The 16259-nt window shown below is 66.8% G+C and carries 16 protein-coding genes and 4 pseudogenes; 6 read left to right on the plus strand and 14 right to left on the minus strand.

What is annotated here, in order from left to right; genetic code table 11:
* A complete protein-coding gene (locus ACIA03_RS10990) occupies positions 1-1443 on the plus strand; it encodes an ABC transporter substrate-binding protein (RefSeq protein WP_396982185.1) in 1443 nt (480 codons plus the stop codon).
* On the opposite strand, the gene ACIA03_RS10995 is transcribed toward ACIA03_RS10990, so the two are convergent.
* From ACIA03_RS10995 to ACIA03_RS11040, 10 genes are all read right to left on the minus strand, one after another.
* Positions 1424-1741, minus strand: coding sequence for a (2Fe-2S) ferredoxin domain-containing protein (locus ACIA03_RS10995; protein ID WP_396982188.1), 318 nt, complete (start codon positions 1739-1741; stop codon positions 1424-1426). The two genes, ACIA03_RS10990 and ACIA03_RS10995, sit on opposite strands and share 20 nt — an antisense overlap.
* A 103-nt stretch (positions 1742-1844) precedes the next feature.
* On the minus strand, positions 1845-2639 hold the full coding sequence (locus tag ACIA03_RS11000) for a CbtA family protein (RefSeq protein WP_396982190.1): 795 nt from the start codon (positions 2637-2639) through the stop codon (positions 1845-1847).
* Positions 2639-2839 (minus strand): CbtB-domain containing protein, encoded by a 201-nt coding sequence (locus tag ACIA03_RS11005; protein WP_396982192.1) that lies wholly within the window; start codon positions 2837-2839, stop codon positions 2639-2641. The genes ACIA03_RS11000 and ACIA03_RS11005 overlap by 1 nt, the downstream gene beginning before the upstream one ends.
* Before the next feature lie 22 nt (positions 2840-2861).
* Positions 2862-3290: a nitrile hydratase accessory protein gene (locus ACIA03_RS11010; protein ID WP_396982194.1), complete on the minus strand. Its 429-nt coding sequence runs from the start codon at positions 3288-3290 to the stop codon at positions 2862-2864.
* Positions 3287-3886 (minus strand): nitrile hydratase subunit alpha, encoded by a 600-nt coding sequence (nthA, locus tag ACIA03_RS11015; protein ID WP_396982197.1) that lies wholly within the window; start codon positions 3884-3886, stop codon positions 3287-3289. Before nthA ends, ACIA03_RS11010 begins: the two co-directional genes overlap by 4 nt.
* Positions 3883-4587 (minus strand): nitrile hydratase subunit beta, encoded by a 705-nt coding sequence (gene nthB, locus ACIA03_RS11020; protein ID WP_396982199.1) that lies wholly within the window; start codon positions 4585-4587, stop codon positions 3883-3885. The genes nthA and nthB overlap by 4 nt, the downstream gene beginning before the upstream one ends.
* Positions 4584-6125 (minus strand): amidase, encoded by a 1542-nt coding sequence (locus tag ACIA03_RS11025; protein ID WP_396982201.1) that lies wholly within the window; start codon positions 6123-6125, stop codon positions 4584-4586. The genes nthB and ACIA03_RS11025 overlap by 4 nt, the downstream gene beginning before the upstream one ends.
* Positions 6126-6283: 158 nt before the next feature.
* Complete coding sequence (locus ACIA03_RS11030) at positions 6284-7345, minus strand: phenylacetaldoxime dehydratase family protein (protein ID WP_396982203.1); 1062 nt, start codon at positions 7343-7345, stop codon at positions 6284-6286.
* Between the two features lie 85 nt (positions 7346-7430).
* A complete protein-coding gene (locus tag ACIA03_RS11035; protein WP_396982205.1) occupies positions 7431-8417 on the minus strand; it encodes a helix-turn-helix domain-containing protein in 987 nt (328 codons plus the stop codon).
* A gap of 138 nt (positions 8418-8555) precedes the next feature.
* Entirely contained in the window at positions 8556-9500 is a 945-nt protein-coding gene (locus ACIA03_RS11040; RefSeq protein ID WP_396982207.1) for a helix-turn-helix domain-containing protein, read from the minus strand.
* 111 nt (positions 9501-9611) lie between these two features.
* Between ACIA03_RS11040 and ACIA03_RS11045 the strand changes: the two genes are divergently transcribed.
* Positions 9612-10121 (plus strand): group 1 truncated hemoglobin, encoded by a 510-nt coding sequence (locus tag ACIA03_RS11045; RefSeq protein WP_396982209.1) that lies wholly within the window; start codon positions 9612-9614, stop codon positions 10119-10121.
* 161 nt (positions 10122-10282) lie between these two features.
* Here the strand turns inward: ACIA03_RS11045 and ACIA03_RS11050 are convergent, their stop codons facing one another.
* Complete coding sequence (locus ACIA03_RS11050; RefSeq protein ID WP_396982211.1) at positions 10283-10627, minus strand: ferredoxin; 345 nt, start codon at positions 10625-10627, stop codon at positions 10283-10285.
* Between the two features lie 158 nt (positions 10628-10785).
* Between ACIA03_RS11050 and ACIA03_RS11055 the strand changes: the two are divergent.
* Positions 10786-10953, plus strand: a pseudogene (locus ACIA03_RS11055) (DUF255 domain-containing protein); the annotation flags it as partial.
* Between the two features lie 302 nt (positions 10954-11255).
* Here the strand turns inward: ACIA03_RS11055 and ACIA03_RS11060 are convergent.
* Positions 11256-12053, minus strand: a complete 798-nt coding sequence (locus ACIA03_RS11060) for an SDR family NAD(P)-dependent oxidoreductase (RefSeq protein WP_396982213.1) — start codon at positions 12051-12053, stop codon at positions 11256-11258.
* Between the two features lie 129 nt (positions 12054-12182).
* The gene (locus tag ACIA03_RS11065; protein WP_396982215.1) at positions 12183-13019 is read right to left on the minus strand and encodes an IclR family transcriptional regulator; all 837 of its coding nucleotides are present in this window, start codon (positions 13017-13019) and stop codon (positions 12183-12185) included.
* A gap of 205 nt (positions 13020-13224) precedes the next feature.
* Here ACIA03_RS11065 and ACIA03_RS11070 point away from each other — a divergent pair, with 205 nt between their 5' ends.
* From ACIA03_RS11070 to ACIA03_RS11080, 3 genes and pseudogenes are all read left to right on the plus strand, one after another.
* Entirely contained in the window at positions 13225-14478 is a 1254-nt protein-coding gene (locus tag ACIA03_RS11070) for a flavin-dependent oxidoreductase (RefSeq protein WP_396982217.1), read from the plus strand.
* A 156-nt stretch (positions 14479-14634) separates the two neighbouring features.
* A pseudogene (locus tag ACIA03_RS11075) lies at positions 14635-14724 on the plus strand (3-hydroxybutyryl-CoA dehydrogenase); the annotation flags it as partial.
* Positions 14725-14786: 62 nt separating this feature from the next.
* Positions 14787-15768, plus strand: a pseudogene (locus ACIA03_RS11080) (methylmalonyl-CoA mutase family protein); the annotation flags it as partial.
* Here the strand turns inward: ACIA03_RS11080 and ACIA03_RS11085 are convergent.
* A pseudogene (locus ACIA03_RS11085) lies at positions 15738-16235 on the minus strand (acyl-CoA dehydrogenase family protein); the annotation flags it as partial. The pseudogenes ACIA03_RS11080 and ACIA03_RS11085 sit on opposite strands and share 31 nt — an antisense overlap.
* Positions 16236-16259 lie beyond the last annotated feature (24 nt).

Below are 16259 nucleotides of genomic sequence, written 5' to 3' on the forward strand. Positions count from 1 at the left end.
ATGGGCGAGATCATCCTCGCGGACAGGGAGCGGCTCGCGTGTCCGCCGGAGCAGGCCTTCGAGGCGATCGCGGAGGGTGGCTTGCCCGGTTGGCGGCTGCCGCGCCATCAGGGGCTGCGGGTCGGCGTGCCTGTGGCGATCCCGTTGACGCTCCCTGCCGCGCTCGGCGGTCAGAGCATCGAGGTCCTCGGTCGAGTCGTCAGCGTCGACCGCCCCCGGCGCTTCGTCCTCCACCACGACCTCCCCTGGACCGGAAGCGTGACGGTGAGTGTGCGTCCCGACGGACCAGGACGCTCCACGGTGCGGGTCGCGGTTCAGCTTGATGAAGAGATCTTGGGCTGGGCGCGGCGTCTGGTGGCCGCGCCCGCTCCGGCCGCCGGTGACGTGTGGCGACTCGGCCTGATCTCGAGCGGAACGGGCCCTGCGAGTGTGTTCTCGGTGGCGGCACGGAGCACCGCGCGGCTGGCGGTCGAGCAGATCAACGCGGACAGTGGAGTGTTGGGTCGTCCGCTCGAGCTGGTGACGGGCGACGACGGCACCCATCCTGGCCTCGGCGCGGCTGAGCTGGTCCGGCTGGCCCACGCAGGGTGCCGGGTGGTGTTGGCCAATGTCACGTCCGCGGTCTTCCAGGCGCTGCGCCCGGTGGCGCGGAAGTACGGCGTCTTGATCATCCACACGCCGCTGAACGAGGGAGGTGCAGGCGGGCCGGAGCTGCTTCGCCTCGGCGAGCGCCCTGCCGATCAGGCGGCAGCCGCCATCCCTGCCCTGATGCGCGCCACGGGTGGGTCGCACTTCTACCTGGCGGGCAACGACTACTGCTGGTCCCGCGGCGCTAACCGGGCGGTTCGTAAGGTAGTGGAGCGGTCCGGTGGATCGGTGGCCGCGGAGGCGTACACCGAGCTGGGGACGACCGACTTCGCCTCGCTCATCGCCTCCATCCGTCGTAGCGGTGCCGATCTTGTCGTCTCTTCGCTCGTCGGTGCCGACGAGGTCGCGTTCGAACAACAGATGCACGCAGCTGGTCTGCGTCAGGAGGTGGCGACGCTCGCACTCGTCCTGGACGAGTCGACGCACGAGTTCATCGGCCCGGACGCCAGCGAGGGGCTGTGGACGGCGTTCTCATACTTCGAGAGCCTCGAGTCCGCGGCCAACGACGCGTTCAAAGCCGCGTACCGCCGGCGGTTCGGGTCAGAGGCGGCGCCTGTGTCGAGCATGACCGAGGGGCTCTACGAGGCGGTGCATCTGGTCGCCCGGGCGGCCGCGCACGGTGCTGCCTGGGATCCGGCCGTGGTGGGCGAACAGCTTCGGCAGGGAGTGACGTACGACGGCCCGCGGGGGAGGGTCAGCGCGTCGTGGCGGGGTCTGCGGCAGCCGATCTATCTCGCCACCTCTCACGGCGGGGCGCTCCGCGTGAATGAGCAGCTCACGCATCTGGCGAGGTGAGCCGCACCTGCTTCCGGCGGCGTCGGAAGGGGAGAGTGAGGTGCTGTTGGAGCAGCTCGGGCAGCGGGGCGAGCCCCGGTCCTCCTGCGTGAACCCATGAGGCGATCGCCGCGTTGGCTTCGGGGTCGAGGATACGTGCGAACCAGACCGGCCGGGCACCGGAGCGCCGTGCGTCGGCGCCCGGTGATACGACGACGACGTTGGCAGCGCCGCAGACCCACAGGCAGCCCGTCACACGGAGCGAGGCTCGGCTGCCGAGGTGGTCGCCGAGGTCGGCGACAAGCCCCGCGTGGTCCACGTCCGGATGGACGTCGGTACTGCCGCAGCAGCAACCGCGGCAGACGGTGACGGTGCAGCTGTCACCGCCTGCCGCGGCCCTGGTGTGCATGCCGGTCGGCCGCTCAGACAGCCACAGGGCTGGGCGTGGCGGCTCCGCGTCGGCTTCGGGCGGTGAGCAGCCGGGTGGTGAGCATGCCGTGTGCCAGTCCGAGGACGCCCCACATGGCCGCGAGCTGCCCGAGCGAGGTGACACGGAACTCCCAGATGAGCGCCGCGGGGACCTCGTGCGGGATCTCGGTGTCCACACGTGGGAACAACGTGAGCAGGGCGATGGCGCCCGCGATGCCGAGTAGGCAGCCCGCTACCCAGCGGGTCTCCGAGCTGAAGCCGCGCCCGGCCAGCGAGCGAGTCAGCGCGAACACTGCGATCGTGAGCACGACCGCCAGCAGGATGATCAGAAGATAGCCGGCCGTGCGCTGATTGACCGTGTCCGGGTCGCCCACCGCAGGCGGGTTGGCCGGCAGTATCAGCGCCGGTGCGAGAGCGAACGCCGTGAAGCCGAGTACGCCGAGCGCGACCGAGCGGCCGACCTCTGTCGACCCGGGCAGGCGGTGTCGCACCCGGGTGTAGACCACGGCGAAGGCGAGCCCGAGCAGCGCCGCGACGATGATGACCGTGACTGCGCCGCCGACCTGCTGTTGCAGCCGGGTCACCAGTTCGCCCTTGTCATGCGCACCTGCGGCCGCCTCATGCGAGTGAGTGTGCCCACCCGAGCTGCCTTCCTCGATGGCGATGGCCGCGTCGATGCGGGGTTCCACCGCCAGCAGAAGGACTGCTGCGGACGAGATGCCGGCAGCGGCGCCGGCGCCCAGACCGGTGAGCATGCGGGCTCCCCAGCCCGCCTTCGCCGCGGACATCAGTGGCAGGGCACGCCGAGCGCGTGCCGTCCGTCGTGGGTGACCTCGTGGAGCCAGGTGGCGGCGTCAGCCGAGAGGATGGCCCCGTTCTCCTGGACCAGGAAGTACACGGCGAACAGGGCGAACGCTGCCACCGCCCAGGCCCAGAGGGGGACACTGGCGGACTGTGCCGAGGCGAGCGATGTGGACGAGTTGCTCATGGGATTCTCCTTCGGGGATGGCTCAGCTGCGAGCTGGGTCGATGGCGATCGGCTCGAGGTGAGCCTCGTGGTGGTTGCGGTTGGCGGGTGTGGCCAGAACCTCTTGGGTACGCACCTCGACCGTCGAGGACTCGATGACCCCGGCCTCGCCGAGGACCGTCTCGAGAGCGGTGACCCAGTGCTCGTAGTAGGACCATGACGGGTCCGTGAGGCCCGGGTTCTGGGTCTCCCATTCCTTGATCGAGTCGATGAGTGCTCCCTGGAAGGCCGGCCATCCGTACTCGCCTGCCTTGTGGGCCGCGACCGCCAGTGCGAACGCCCGGATCTCCCATGGCTGCTCGAAGGACAGCTCGCCCGGCCGGCCACCCGGGAGGCCGCAGACGAGTTGCTCGACGACCTGACGGCGTGCGTCGATGGGGAGTGTGTGGAGGTCGGTCATGGTGGCAGTCATGACGCGACCTTCACGGGACCGACGCCGATCATGGAGTCGCGGGTGACGAGCTCGGCGAGCTGTTCCTCGGACCAGCCGTCGGTCCCGTCCGGACGCTGGGGCAGGACCCAGTAGCGCATCTCCGAGCTCGAGTCCCAGATCTGGATCTCGGTGGAGTCAGGGACGACGTACCCGAACTCGTCGGCGAGGACCTTGCGTGGCTCGCGCACGATCCGGGCGCGGTAGGCCGGCTCCTTGTACCAGTTCGGCGGCAGGCCGAGCACCGGCCATGGGTAGCACGAACACAGGGTGCACACGATGGCGTGGTGGACGTCGTCGGAGTCCTCCAGGACGACCATGTCCTCACCCTGGAGTCCGCTGATGCCGAGCTCCTTGCAGGCTTCGGTGGCGTCCGCGAGCAGGCGTGCCTTGAACTCCGGGTCGCTCCAGGCCTTGGCGACGACCTTGGCGCCGAGCTGGGGGCCGACCTCGTTCTCGTAGATCTCGACCATCCGGTCGACCATCGAGGTGGTGATGACGCCCTGCTCGATGAGCATCGACTCCAGGGCCTTGACGCGGGCGGAGATCTCCTCCTGGCTGGGGACGAGACTGCTCATGCTGCTGCTCCTTCGGTGGTGGTGACGAGGGTGAGGTAGGGGTCCCAGGCGTCGAAGCAGACCGTGCCGTTGGCATCGCCGTGGGCTCCCCACAGCTCGGTGGCGTCGAACTTGACGGTGTAGACGTGCTGGGGGTCCTCGCCGAGGTTGTTGCCGGCGGTGTCGGGGTAGATGAACGAGCCGTGGTGGGCGATGACGGTGCCGACCTTGCCGCGGGTGTAGCCCGCGATGCGGGTATGGCCGAACGGGACGTCGGTGCTCATCCGTACGCGGTCGCCCACCGTGAAGCGGGGCTCCTTGTCGGTGGGACGGATGGCGCTGGCGCCCGCGGGCACCACGGCGTTGGCGAAGTCGAGCAGCTCCTGGCTCTGCTCGTGCTCGGGAAGCGGGGCATCCGGGTTGGCCAGGTAGTAGGCGGTCCGGCGGTCCAGCTCGGCCATGTCGAGGTTGCCGGTTCGGGCGCCGTGGTACTCGAAGCTCGCCAGCCAGTGCTCGTAGTAAGGGGCTTTGAGGTACACGGCTGGGTCCATGTTCTCGATGCCGTGGCGGAACGCGTCCACGCCGAACCAGCCGGCGCGGAAGAGTGCCGCGAACATGGTGAAGATCGGCTTCTCCCACTCTGCGCGGAAGATCGGCTCCTCCGCGGGCGGATCGATCGGACCGATCCCATCGGTGCCGCCGAGATCGAACACTCCGTTCATGCGTTGCTCCTTACAGTGGTCGGCAGCGGGAAGCCCCCGACTGCGGTTTCCAGGGCCTGCGCGACACGCAGGACGGTGGCGTCGTCGAACAACTTGCCGACGATCATCAGGCCGACGGGCAGGCCGTCGGAGAGCCCGGCCGGCACCGAGCACGCGGGGTGGCCGGTGACGTCGAACGGGCAGGTGTTGGCGACCATCTCCAGCGCGCGGCCGAGGACTTCCTCGACGGGGGCGTTGGGGCCAGGGATGACGCTGGCGCGGATCGGCACGGTCGGAAGGACGAGCACGTCATAGGTGGCGAGCGCCTCGTCGTACGCCTCGCGGAGCGAGGTCTCCAGAGCGCGTGCCATCGCGTAATGGCGACCGTACGCTGTGCCGAGGGAGTGCTTGCCCGCGAGCATGACGAGCTTGACGGTCTCCGAGAATGCGTTGGGGTCTTCGCGCCACTGGCGCCCGTAGTGAGCGATCAGGTCGGGGTCGTAGTAGCCCTTCCAGTTCATCCCGTAGCCGTTGCCCTCGACCATCTGGGAGGTGGCGCCCTCGACGGAGATCACGTCCCAGATCGCGGCGCCGTGCCGGTGCCAGGGGATCGAGACCTCCTCGGCCACCAGACCGGCACCCTCGAGGGTGGCGATGGCGTCGCGCACGGTCGCGTCCACCTCCGGCTCGGAGTTGGCCAGCCCGAAGCCCTCGGTGAGGACACCGATGCGCAGGCCTGTGGCCGGTTCTTCCAGGGCCGCCAGGTAGTCGACCGGAACGACCGCGTCGGGCTGTCGAGGATCGAGCCCGTCGGGCCCGGCGAGCACGTTGAGCGCGAGCGCCGCGTCAGCGACCGTGCGGGCGATCGGCCCCAGGTGGTCGATGGACTGTTCGATGGGAAATGCGCCGGTGTACGGCACGAGCCCGAAGGTCGGCTTGTGCCCTACCGTGCCGCAGAACGCCGACGGGATGCGGATCGAGCCGCCCTGGTCACCGCCGATGGCGAGGTCCACCTCGCCGCTGGCGACCAGGGCGCCGCTCCCGCTGGAGGAGCCGCCGGCGGAGCGGGTGGTGTCCCACGGGTTGCGGACCGGACCGGACTTGGACGTGTGAGAACCGCCGGAGAAGCAGAGGTCCTCACACACCGACTTGCCGGTGATCGTGGCGCCGGCCGCGAGGAGTCTGGTGACCACGGTGGAGTCGGTCGCCGGGACGTAGCCCTCGACCGTCCTCGATCCGTTCATCATGGGTATGCCCGCGACGGCGGTGTTGTCCTTGATGGCGACCCGGCGGCCGGCGAGCGGACCCTCGGCTGCGCCCGTGATCTCGGTGGTGACGTACCAGGCGCCGAGCGGGTTCTCCTCCTCGGAGGGGCGCCTGCTTGTCCGCTCGGGGATCACGGGAGCGACCTCGGTGTAGAGCTCCTCCACAACATTCCAAGACTGCAGCAGGCCGGTCGCGGCACCGAGATACGTCGAGAGATCGGTGGGGTCGATGGCGAGCCGGTTGGCCGTCGCTAAGGCTTCGAAGCCCTGGGCATCTGGCTGGTCGATCGGCATGGGATTCCTCCAAAGGGTGATGCGTCGGGTGCTGGGAACACCCGGTTGTTCGGAGACTGTGGCCCGAACAGAACGATATGTCAATGGATGTCGACACATTGGGATGAAAAGTCACGCCGCCGAAATGCACGTGCCCGCGGAGCCCGGCGAGGCCTCACTCAGGCGTCGGCCGGGATCTCGGCGTCCCGCATCATCCCCGTCGTCGGGTGGCAGTTGATGTACTCGAAGAGCTGCTGCTGGCCGTCGGAGACCGACACCTCGTGGTAGAGCCGGAGCTTGTCCAGACGGGTGGCGACCTTGAAGAACGTCGTGAAGATCCGCAGGTGAGTGGGGTGTGACTCCGCCCAGCGCTCGAGCCGGTCCAGCGAAGCCCAGTGGCCGATGTTGTAGCTCTCGTCGAGAAGGTTGCCCTCCAGGTCGATGCTCTGCACGAACCGGTTGCTGTAGCAGCCGACGTCGGTGCCGTTGTCCCGTAGGAAGTCCATGCCTGCCTGCAGCGTCGGCAAGATCTCGTCGAGGTAGAGTGCGCGCTCCTCCTCACCCGCTTCGATCCAGTCCTGGCCCGAACGGATGAGGGCGATGTTGTCGTGGCCCTGCACCACTACGCGGCCGCCGGAGGCAGGGTCGCCGGAGATGACCGTCAGTGCGCCGCGGGCCTGCATCCAGTCGGTCTGGGAAATCGGGAAGCGCTCTCGCATCGAGCCCCAGTAGCCGTGCTCGTTGATCTCGCCACTGGTCCGGTCCATGACTGCGCCGACGCCGGGCAGCTGCTCCTGGAAGGCATAGAGCGTCTCGAACTGGTCCACCCGGGGTGCCACCACCTCGCGGAAGTAGCCCAGCCCCTCGGAGAGGCGGTCATCGGAGCTCCACCATCCGGCGATGCGGTCGGAGAGCAGCCAGCGGCAGTACGACGCAGGGTCGTTCCAGTAGCCGACGACCATCAGGTTGTGGTGGCCCTGGTTGTCGACGTGGTGGGTGAGATCGTGATGTGCGGCGCCGTCGGGTCCCTCGAGACTGCCGACGAGGTGCCGTAGCGCTGCGAGAGCCGCCGGGCGCTGCTCCTCGTCTCGGAACTGGACGCCGAGGTAAGCCATCACGACCTGCTCCACCGTGGGGTCGGCACGACCCACCCACATCGGGAACGGCGGCTGGTAGTCGTCCGGGACCCGGCGCGACAAGGTTCTCGGGCAGGTCAGGTGCTGGTCGATCGCGGACTCCATGTGCTTCCTCCTGGCGGTGTCGGGCGGGTCGTCATGACCCGTGATCGACGCTAGGAAGGAGTGCGTCTGCCTGCGTAGGACGTGGCTACCCAGCCGTTGACGATGCCTGCACAGCCGACCCGGTCGATCCCATCGACGTCCGGCGCAGCTCACCAGGGGGCATGTCGAAGCGCGCTTTGAAGATCCGGCTGAAGTGTGATGCATCAACCAGGCCGCACCGCCGGCCCACGGCGGCGACGGGCTCGCTCGGGCTGCCGCCGGCGGCCAGCTGCTCGTATGCAACCTGCAGACGCCGCTCGCGCAGGTAGCCGGCTACGGTCCAGCCGTCGTCGGCGAACAGTCGGTGCAGGTAGCTCACCGAGATGCTGCAGGCGGCCGCGATGTCGGCGGGGGAGAGCTCAGGGTCACTGAGGTGGTGCTCGATGAACGATCGTGCCAGCTCACGGTGGACGGCCCCAGAGGGAGTGGTCGCTGTCCCGGACGGGAGCAGCGCGGCGAGGAACCCGACCAGGGTGTGCTGGAGCGTGAGTTGGTTCTCGGCAGCGTCGCTGATGCTGTGCCGGGCGATGGCGCGGACCAAGTCGCGCGCGACCGCGGCCACTCCCTCGTTGCCGTCGAGGGCACGCGCGGTCCCGGCCCGCAGGCCCTGGTCCGGGATCGGCAGCAGCCGCTTGGGCAGCAGTGCGATCGTGTAGTCCAAGGGGTCCGGGGTCGTGAACCGGAACGGGCGCGAGCTGTCGTAGAAGAGCAGGTCGCCGGGACGCAGCATCGCGGTCCGGCCGTCCTGCTCGACCTGGGTCATGCCCCGGTTGAGGACGATGAGGTGGAGAACCTCGGGGTCGTTGCGGCGGATGTCGGCGGGGCGGCGCTCGAACTCATGGCCGACGGCCCGGATGCGCCGCATGTGCGTCTCGGCCAGGGAGAAGCCGGAGATCCGGCCGCTGATGTCGTCACAGGCGGGCCGCACGCGCAGTGGGACGAAACTGTCGCAGACGTTGTCGCGCCAGTAGTCGGCCTGCTCGCCGGTGGGGACCAGATGGGTATCGATCGTCACCTGCTGCTGCGTTGGCATGGCTTTCCCCTCCGATCTCCGTGCTGTGCGTATGACCGACCACGGTGCGCCGCTCCGATCCTGCTGTCAACGGGCGTAAGGGCTCTGACAGGAGATTTCACGATGCAGAAACAGTGCGCCCGTCTGACCGGGCCGAGCTCAGGTGCAGACTGGTCGAGATGTTCCGCGCCGGAGGTCACGAGGTGATGCGCCGAAGCGGTTGCGTACGACGCGGCTGAAATGGGCAGGATCCTCGAACCCGCACGCGCGGCCGATCTGCGCGATCGACTCGTGGCGCTGACCGGGCGACGTAAGTCGCCGAAGAGCCGCCTGCAGGCGCTCTTCTCGAATGAATGCTCCGACGGTCTGGTCCTCGCCGGCGAACAGCAGGTGCAGGTAGCTGACCGAGATGCCACAGGCCTCGGCCACGGCGGCCGGAGAGAGTCGTGGGTCCGTGAAGTGTCGTTCCACGTGCGTCTTGGCGAGAGCGACGAGTGTGGTCGTTGGTGGAGGAGCGGGAGCGGTCGGTACGAGTGATGCCAGAGCCGCGAGCAACGACTCCTGGAGAGCGCGATCACGTTCGCCGTCGGAATCGGTTGTCGAGTAGGAGACCAGGGAGCCGACCAGCCGCCGCGCGACCGCGCCGATCCCTTCGCGAGCGGACTGCGGGCGCGCAGTGCCGCGGTGATAGACGTCGTCGGGCAGGCCGAGCTCGTGCTTGGGCATCATCAGGATCATGTAGTCGAAGGCACCTCGACTGATGAACTCGAAGGGCCGCGCGCTGTCGTAGAACAGGTAGTCGCCGGGGCCGAGCGTCGCGGTGCGGCGGTCCTGCTCGACCATCGTCGTGCCCCGGTTGACGAACACGAGGTTGAGTGCTTCAGGGTCCCCGCCGCGGCGGATATCGCGCACGCGGCGCTCGAACTTGTGCTCGGTCCCGGCGATGCGCCGAGCCTTGGTCTGGGCGATCTCCGTGCTGCGGATCCGCCCATGCATCTCGCGACTCGCCGGCGTCGCGAGGAGCGGCACGAACCGATCACACACGCTGTCGTGCCAGTAGTCGAGCCGCTCGCGCGCGGGGACGGTGCGGGTGTCCACGTCCATGACGAAGAGTCAACCACCTCGATGTCCCGCTGTGGTTACCACTTGGTCACCAATCTTGTCGATATGTCTAAAATTATTGACGTGTTGGTTCGGGGCTCCGAGAGTCGGCCTATGACTGAGACACAGAACCAGACCGTTCCCGATGAGGAGCCCGCCCTCTACTACCGTCTTGGCGGTCTCGACACCGTCAAGTTCCTGGCACGGACCTTGGTGCAGCGGGCCATGCTCAACCCGACGATCGGCCACATCTGGAACCACAAGACCCAGGCCGAGGTCCAGGAGGAGATCAGCGGCTTCGTGGAGTTCCTCGGTGAGCACTGGGGTGGTCCCCACACCTACACCGGCCCCGACATGGCCACCGCGCATCGAGGTATGGGCATCACCGAGGAGTACTGGACGGCGCTCTTCGATGACATCGTTACCCCGGCCTATGAGGAGTTCAACCTCCCGGAGCGGGAAGCGCGCGAGATCGACGAGTTCCTCCGCTCGTTCAAGCCGGTCGTCGTCGGAAGCCCTTCGTTCAAGGATGTCTTGAAAGCACATCCCGACATGGATGTGATGGCAGGTATGCAGAGCGTAGGAGTCCACTGGCCATCGAGCAGCGCTGCTGAACCTGAATGACCCCATCGATCGCTCTCGCCGCCGCCTCGGCAGCGGCCGCGATCTTCGGCCTCGGCACACCGACTTCAACATCCGCGTTTCGGGCGATGTAGACCTCGATCTCATCGAGGTCTACATCGCCGGAGAGCCGTGACGTCGCGGACCGCCGGACCCTCGCCGAGTCACCGACGAGGTTCCTCGACCACCGAGATCGCGCCGACCGGGCAGTCGTCCTCAGCTTCCTTGACGAGGTCTGCGACCGCGGCGCTGTGGATCAGCTCGGTCGTTGGCCTTGCCCGGACGCCGACGAACTCGAAGTTGTCGGGTGCGACCGCCAGGCACATCCCTGACGAGATGCAAGCCCGCGATACGTCTACACGCCACTTCTGAGCATCTGTGGCATCGGTTTCAGCCATCTCTCTCCTCCAGATCACGTAGGGCCCCTCCAGGCAATGGAGCGCTTTGGCCGGGTGGGGCCGGCTCGGGTCGGTCCAGCCCGTCCGACCTTCGAAGAGGCGAAGGGTCATGTCAATGTTGGTAGACTCATCGACAAGAATCCTTTGCGCGGCCCGTCGACGCCCTGAAGGACGAGCCCCATGGCCATCTCGTTGATGAGTGCCTGGTCTGAGTCTCCATACGGGAGCAGGTGTGCACCACTGGCTCGCGTGCGTGCAAGGCTGGTGTCATGGCCAACCGACTCGCTCGCGCGACCTCTCCGTACCTGCTCCAGCACGCCGACAACCCCGTCGACTGGTGGGAGTGGGGACCCGACGCGTTCGCGGAGGCGCGGAGGCGGGAGGTCCCTCTCCTTCTCTCCGTCGGCTACGCCGCCTGCCACTGGTGCCACGTGATGCTTGCCCCGCTCAGGATCGCCTGAGAGCGCGGGTTCACGCTCAGATCCATACCGCTCCGTGACGTTTCGTGCCGCCCAGAACCGGTCCGGTCACCGAAATTCCTGTCCTGAATTCCTGTCCCTTCGCACGCGTTAAGTCTCATAGTGGCCGTGCCAAACGTCGAGGCTCGTCTGACGCTGTTGATCGGTTCGGTGTAGTCCTGGAGCGCGCCGGTCGCTTCCGCGATCGCTGGCGACATAAACGACCTGAACCACCGAAGGGCGAACATCCTGGCCACGGTTCCGAGCCTAGTTTGTGCGGCTCAGAAGATCTGGGGCGTTACTTGCGCGTTGGTCAAGCCGCCGTCGACAACCAAGATCTGTCCCGTCACATAGGTGGACAGGGCTGACATCAGGAAGGCCAGAGGGCCCGCGATCTCGGCCGGATCACCAGCGTGCCCACGCGGAATCGCCTCATCGACGATGCGCCACCTTTCCTCGCCGAGCCTTTCGGCCAACCGCGGTGTTTTCGTCCAACCGGGCGCGATTGCGTTGACACGGGTCCCTGCCGGTCCCATCTCGTCGGCCATGGCACGCACCAGTTGGTGGAGAGCGGCCTTCACCACGCCATACGCGCCTTGCCGCGGAACGTGCCGGATGCCGGAGATGGAACCGACGAAGGCGATGGATGTGGGGGGTGTGGGGAGCCGACCGACAATCTGGCCAACGTTGATGGCGTGCCGGAGGTTGACGTCGAGCTGGAACTCCCAGTCGGAGGCTTGCATGTCGGCGAGCGGACCCATCCACGCCGTGCCGATGATGTCGACGACTCCGGTCACGGGCCCACCGAGGGCTTCAGCCGCTGCACTGAAGCAGTTCGAGAGACTACCGATGTCTATGGCATCGCATGCGAAGGCAGTCGCTCCCGTCTCGGTTGCAACGTCTTCGGCCAGCGCCATGTCGCGATCGACGCATGCGACCCTCGCTCCGAGTTGGGTCAGCGCGTGCACAGCCTGGCGTCCGATACCGGCGCCGCCTCCGAGAACGATCATGCGTCCACCGGATAGGGACACCTGTGCGCGGTAGTCGGGAACATCGCTCGGACGGATTTCTGCATTCACGGAGGGTTCCTTGTCGCTGAGCTGACCTGGGTGTGCCGACGTTACTGACCTCCAATGCGCCCCTCTTTGCTCCGAAGCATGAATTCGCGAGGGCGGAAAGGGAAAGGCCCTCGGGCCGGCCGCGACTGGCTATGTCGCGGTCGGGCTTTCGGGCTCCGTCGCACTAGCAGCTTCCGTCGACAACCCGACGGCTCCGATCAACTCTTGGTGCTCGAGTTGCGTGCGCACTGCTCCTACGATGGCGGTCAAGGCCTTCGTCAGGTCCGGGATCGCCTGTTGATCGAAACGAGGCGTCGGAATGGCAACTGCGATACCTGCGAACGCTCGACCGTAGGGGTCACGGAGGCACATCCCGACGGCCGCGATGCCGGAGTCGCTCTCACCGATGTTCGTCGCGAATCCGTTGCGCCGTACCGCTCTGATCTTCCGTTCGAGCGTCTGCAACGTCTGGCGAGCTTCTGTCGCGTCACCGGTGAGCCCACGTGGGTAGATCGAGCGTAGAGCGCTGGTCGGAAGCTCGGCAAGGAGGGCAACGCCGATGGCCGTCTTGTGCGCCGGTAGCAACATCCCGATCCGCGTTCCCACTCGCAGCGCGTGAGACGACTCGACGCTGTCGACGAAGCGCGTCCCGTTCCCCTCGAGAACAGCAACGTGGCAGGTCTCGCCGACATCGGCGGCGAGGCGTTCGAGATAGGGGTGGAGGAAGTCCTTCGTCACGCGTGGCCCAGCGATCTGGGGTCGTCCGAATCGCTCGATCGCGGGTCCCACGCGGTACACCTTGTGGGCATCTTGGACGACGAAACCTCGCGCCAGGAGGGCGGCAAGGATCCTGTGGGCGGTCGATCGAGCAACTCCTAGCTGCTCTGCCACCTCGATGACTCGAATGCTCGGACGTGTGCTCAGTAGTTCCAGCACGCGCAACGCATTGTCAACGGACGAGAGTGGTCCGAACTGGTCGTTCCCCATAGTGGAACTATAGCCGCTCTAAGTGACGGTCGTTACACGGCATTCGCCCAATTGCCCGGGATAAGGGTGTGCGATCACGTGTTCGTGTCACGCAGGGCGGAATTCTCGTCCTTCCTGCCGCATGTCCAAGTGATGGTGGGCGATGGTCGGTCTGCCCGGCTGGACGGCTCGGGTCACACAGGCCAGGCAAACGGAAGGCAGGTCGATGACTGCGACGAAGGACGTGCTCGTCGTTGGAGGCGGTATCGGAGGGCTCACGCTGGCTCTCCAACTGGAGCGGGTCGGCATCCCGGTGCGGGTGCTCGAAGCGGTACCGACCCTGAAGCCACTCGGCGTTGGGATCAACCTCCTGCCTCATGCGAGCAAGGAGCTGTGGGGGCTCGGACTCCAAGATGAATTGGCGCGCATCTCGGTACAGACCTCTACCGCGGTGTTCTACAACCGTTTCGGGCAGCTGATCCATAGCGACCCAGCTGGCACCGCCGCGGGGTTCCCCTACCCCCAGTACTCGGTCCACCGCGGCGAGCTTCAAATGGTGCTCGCCAATGCCGTTCGCCAGCGACTCGGCGAGGACCGACTCGTCCTTGACGCTCGCGCTACCAGCTTCGCTGATCACGGCGATCACGTCAGTGTCACGACGGCCGACACGGCTGGTCAGGAGCAGACGTGGACGGGATCGGTTGTCATCGGATGCGACGGAGTTCACTCGATCGTACGCAAGGCGCTCCATCCTCACGAGGGCGGACTCCTCTACTCGGGCTACACCATGTGGAGAGGCACGACCCGCATGAAGCCGTTCCTGGATGGAGCGAGCATGATCCGCGCGGGCTGGCTCGAGACAGGCAAGCTGGTCATCTACCCGATCCTGAACTACGACGACGGCACCCAGCTGATCAATTGGGTGGCGGAGATCCAGGTTCCACAGCGCTCGAACAGGGACTGGAATCGGGAGGCTGACGACGCCGAGTTCCTTCTCCCGTTCAAGGACTGGACCTTCGACTGGCTCAACGTGCCGGACATGCTGACCGCTTCGCCTCACGTCTATGAGTACCCGATGGTGGACCAGGATCCGCTGTCGTTCTGGACGCGAAGCCGGGTGACCCTGCTGGGGGATGCCGCGCACCCGATGGTCCCCCGCGGCTCCAACGGCGCCGGTCAGGCGATTCTGGATACTCGGGCACTCGCCGACGCGTTGGTGGAGGAGGCGGATTCTGTCACCGCGCTTTCGAGGTACGAGCGCGAGCGGCTGCCGCGGACCGCAGAAGTCGTCCGCACCAACCGAGTCAACCCTCCCGACGCGTTGCTTCGAGAGGTCTACGAGCGGACCGGCGACCGCCCATTCGAGGACATCTCCGACGTCATCCCCGCCGACGAGATGCGCGCGCTATTGGACAACTACCGGACGGTCACCGGTGCATCGCTCGCGGCAGTGCAGGCCACTTCAGCGCAGCGACCCTGAGCAATGGAGGCATGCAAGGTCCAAGGAATTCAAGGTGCGAGGGCGATGGCACCTCACGACGGAGGAGTTCGGGTGGAAAGGTGGGTGTGATCGGTGGCGGCCTCATGGGGTCGGGCATCTGCGGTGAGCGCACGGGCAGGACTGGATACGGTTGTCGTGGAGGTCAATGACGCCGCGGCCGAGGCCGCGCGGGACCGGGTTCGGGGCAGCATGGAGAAGGCGCAGGGTCGCGGGAAGATCACCGAGCAGAACGCCGCGGAGGCACTCGAGCGGATCGAGTTCACCACTGACCTCCGGCGACTCGCTCCTACCCGTTCATATCGGGCGTCTTCGGCTTCAAGCGTGACAACGAGGACCCGGCGCGGATGTTCGCCGGCGAGGGCGACCCCTTCCGCACCAACCGCCGCTTCAAGCTGCTCTCCGAGGGCCAGCCCGCCACTCGGCTCTCCACCGCCTTCGACTCCGTCACGCTCTACGGCCGCGACCCCGACGAGCGCCCCGACATCTACGGCAAGGTCGGCACGTCCGGGGTGAGCGTCGCGACGCTGGAGGGTATGAAGGCGCTCTACGACGGTTTCGACCTGACCGCAACCTCGACCAGCGTCTCGATGACCATCAACGGCCCCGCGTCGACCGTGCTGGCGTTCTTCCTCAACACGGTCATCGACCAAGAGTTCGACAAGTTCCGCGACAAGCAGGGCCGCGAGTCCGACGAGTCCGAGCGCGCGGAGCTCGCGGCGTACGCGGTCTCCACCGTGCGCGGCTCCGTGCAGGGGCTACCACATCGCCGAGGCTGGGGCGAACCCCATCAGCCAGCTCGCCTTCACCCTCGCCAACGGCTTTACCTACGTCGAGTCCTACCTCGCCCGGGGGATGTCGATCGACGACTTCGCGCCCAACCTGTCCTTCTTCTTCTCCAACGGGATGGACCCGGAGTACTCCGTGATCGGGCGCGTGGCGCGGCGGATCTGGGCGGTCGCAATGAAGGAGAAGTACGGCGCCCGCGAGCGGTCGCAGAAGTTGAAGTACCACGTGCAGACCTCGGGTCGCTCCTTGCACGCGCAGGAGATGGACTTCAACGACATCCGCACCACCCTGCAGGCCCTCATCGCGATCTACGACAACGCCAACAGCCTGCACACCAACGCATACGACGAGGCCGTGACGACGCCGTCGACGGAGTCGGTGCGACGGGCACTGGCCATCCAGCTGATCATCAATCGCGAGTGGGGGCTGGCCATGAACGAGAACCCGCTGCACGCGTTGGTGATCCAGCGCTTCACCCCGTTGAGCACCCAGAAGTCACCGTCACGTACGGCCCGGGTCTTCTGGTTGGCCGCGTCCGAGCCGGCGTCGGGCTCGGAGAGGCAGTAGGAGAAGTTGCCCTCACCGGCGGCCAGCTTGCCGAGGTACTTCTTCTTCAGCTCCTCCGAGCCACCGATCTGCACCGGCACCGAACCCAGCTTGTTCACCGCAGGAATCAACGAGGCCGACGCGTCCGCACGAGCGATCTCCTCGATCACCAGCACCGTCGCGAGCGCGTCGGCACCGACACCGCCGTACGCCTCCGGCACATGCGGCGCGAAGAACTCGGTCTCGACCAACGCGTCGTGCGCCTCCTGCGGATAGCGAGCCTCCTCATCGACCGCAGCCGCGGCCGGCGCGATCTTCGGATCACAGATCTCGCGGATGGCCTTGCGGATCTCCTGGTGCTCCTCGGAGAGGGCAAACGTGGGTTGACTCTCACCGTTCTCGATCTTTCTTCTAACTGCTGGTTGGGC

This window comes from Nocardioides sp. NPDC051685, from assembly GCF_044453405.1.
In the GTDB taxonomy this organism is placed as follows: Bacteria; Actinomycetota; Actinomycetes; order Propionibacteriales; family Nocardioidaceae; genus Nocardioides.

Bases quoted from the DNA above. Each gene is read 5' to 3' on its own strand.
- ACIA03_RS11065 (WP_396982215.1), bottom strand. From the start codon at position 13,019: ATGGGGAACGACCAGTTCGGACCACTCTCGTCCGTTGACAATGCGTTG.
- ACIA03_RS11005 (WP_396982192.1), bottom strand. From the start codon at position 2,839: ATGAGCAACTCGTCCACATCGCTCGCCTCGGCACAGTCCGCCAGTGTC.
- ACIA03_RS11010 (WP_396982194.1), bottom strand. From the start codon at position 3,290: ATGACTGCCACCATGACCGACCTCCACACACTCCCCATCGACGCACGC.
- ACIA03_RS11000 (WP_396982190.1), bottom strand. From the start codon at position 2,639: ATGTCCGCGGCGAAGGCGGGCTGGGGAGCCCGCATGCTCACCGGTCTG.
- ACIA03_RS11030 (WP_396982203.1), bottom strand. From the start codon at position 7,345: ATGGAGTCCGCGATCGACCAGCACCTGACCTGCCCGAGAACCTTGTCG.
- ACIA03_RS11070 (WP_396982217.1), top strand. From the start codon at position 13,225: ATGACTGCGACGAAGGACGTGCTCGTCGTTGGAGGCGGTATCGGAGGG.
- nthA (WP_396982197.1), bottom strand. From the start codon at position 3,886: ATGAGCAGTCTCGTCCCCAGCCAGGAGGAGATCTCCGCCCGCGTCAAG.
- ACIA03_RS11040 (WP_396982207.1), bottom strand. From the start codon at position 9,500: ATGGACGTGGACACCCGCACCGTCCCCGCGCGCGAGCGGCTCGACTAC.
- ACIA03_RS11025 (WP_396982201.1), bottom strand. From the start codon at position 6,125: ATGCCGATCGACCAGCCAGATGCCCAGGGCTTCGAAGCCTTAGCGACG.
- nthB (WP_396982199.1), bottom strand. From the start codon at position 4,587: ATGAACGGAGTGTTCGATCTCGGCGGCACCGATGGGATCGGTCCGATC.
- ACIA03_RS11035 (WP_396982205.1), bottom strand. From the start codon at position 8,417: ATGCCAACGCAGCAGCAGGTGACGATCGATACCCATCTGGTCCCCACC.
- ACIA03_RS11050 (WP_396982211.1), bottom strand. From the start codon at position 10,627: ATGACCCTTCGCCTCTTCGAAGGTCGGACGGGCTGGACCGACCCGAGC.
- ACIA03_RS10990 (WP_396982185.1), top strand. From the start codon at position 1: ATGGGCGAGATCATCCTCGCGGACAGGGAGCGGCTCGCGTGTCCGCCG.
- ACIA03_RS11045 (WP_396982209.1), top strand. From the start codon at position 9,612: ATGACTGAGACACAGAACCAGACCGTTCCCGATGAGGAGCCCGCCCTC.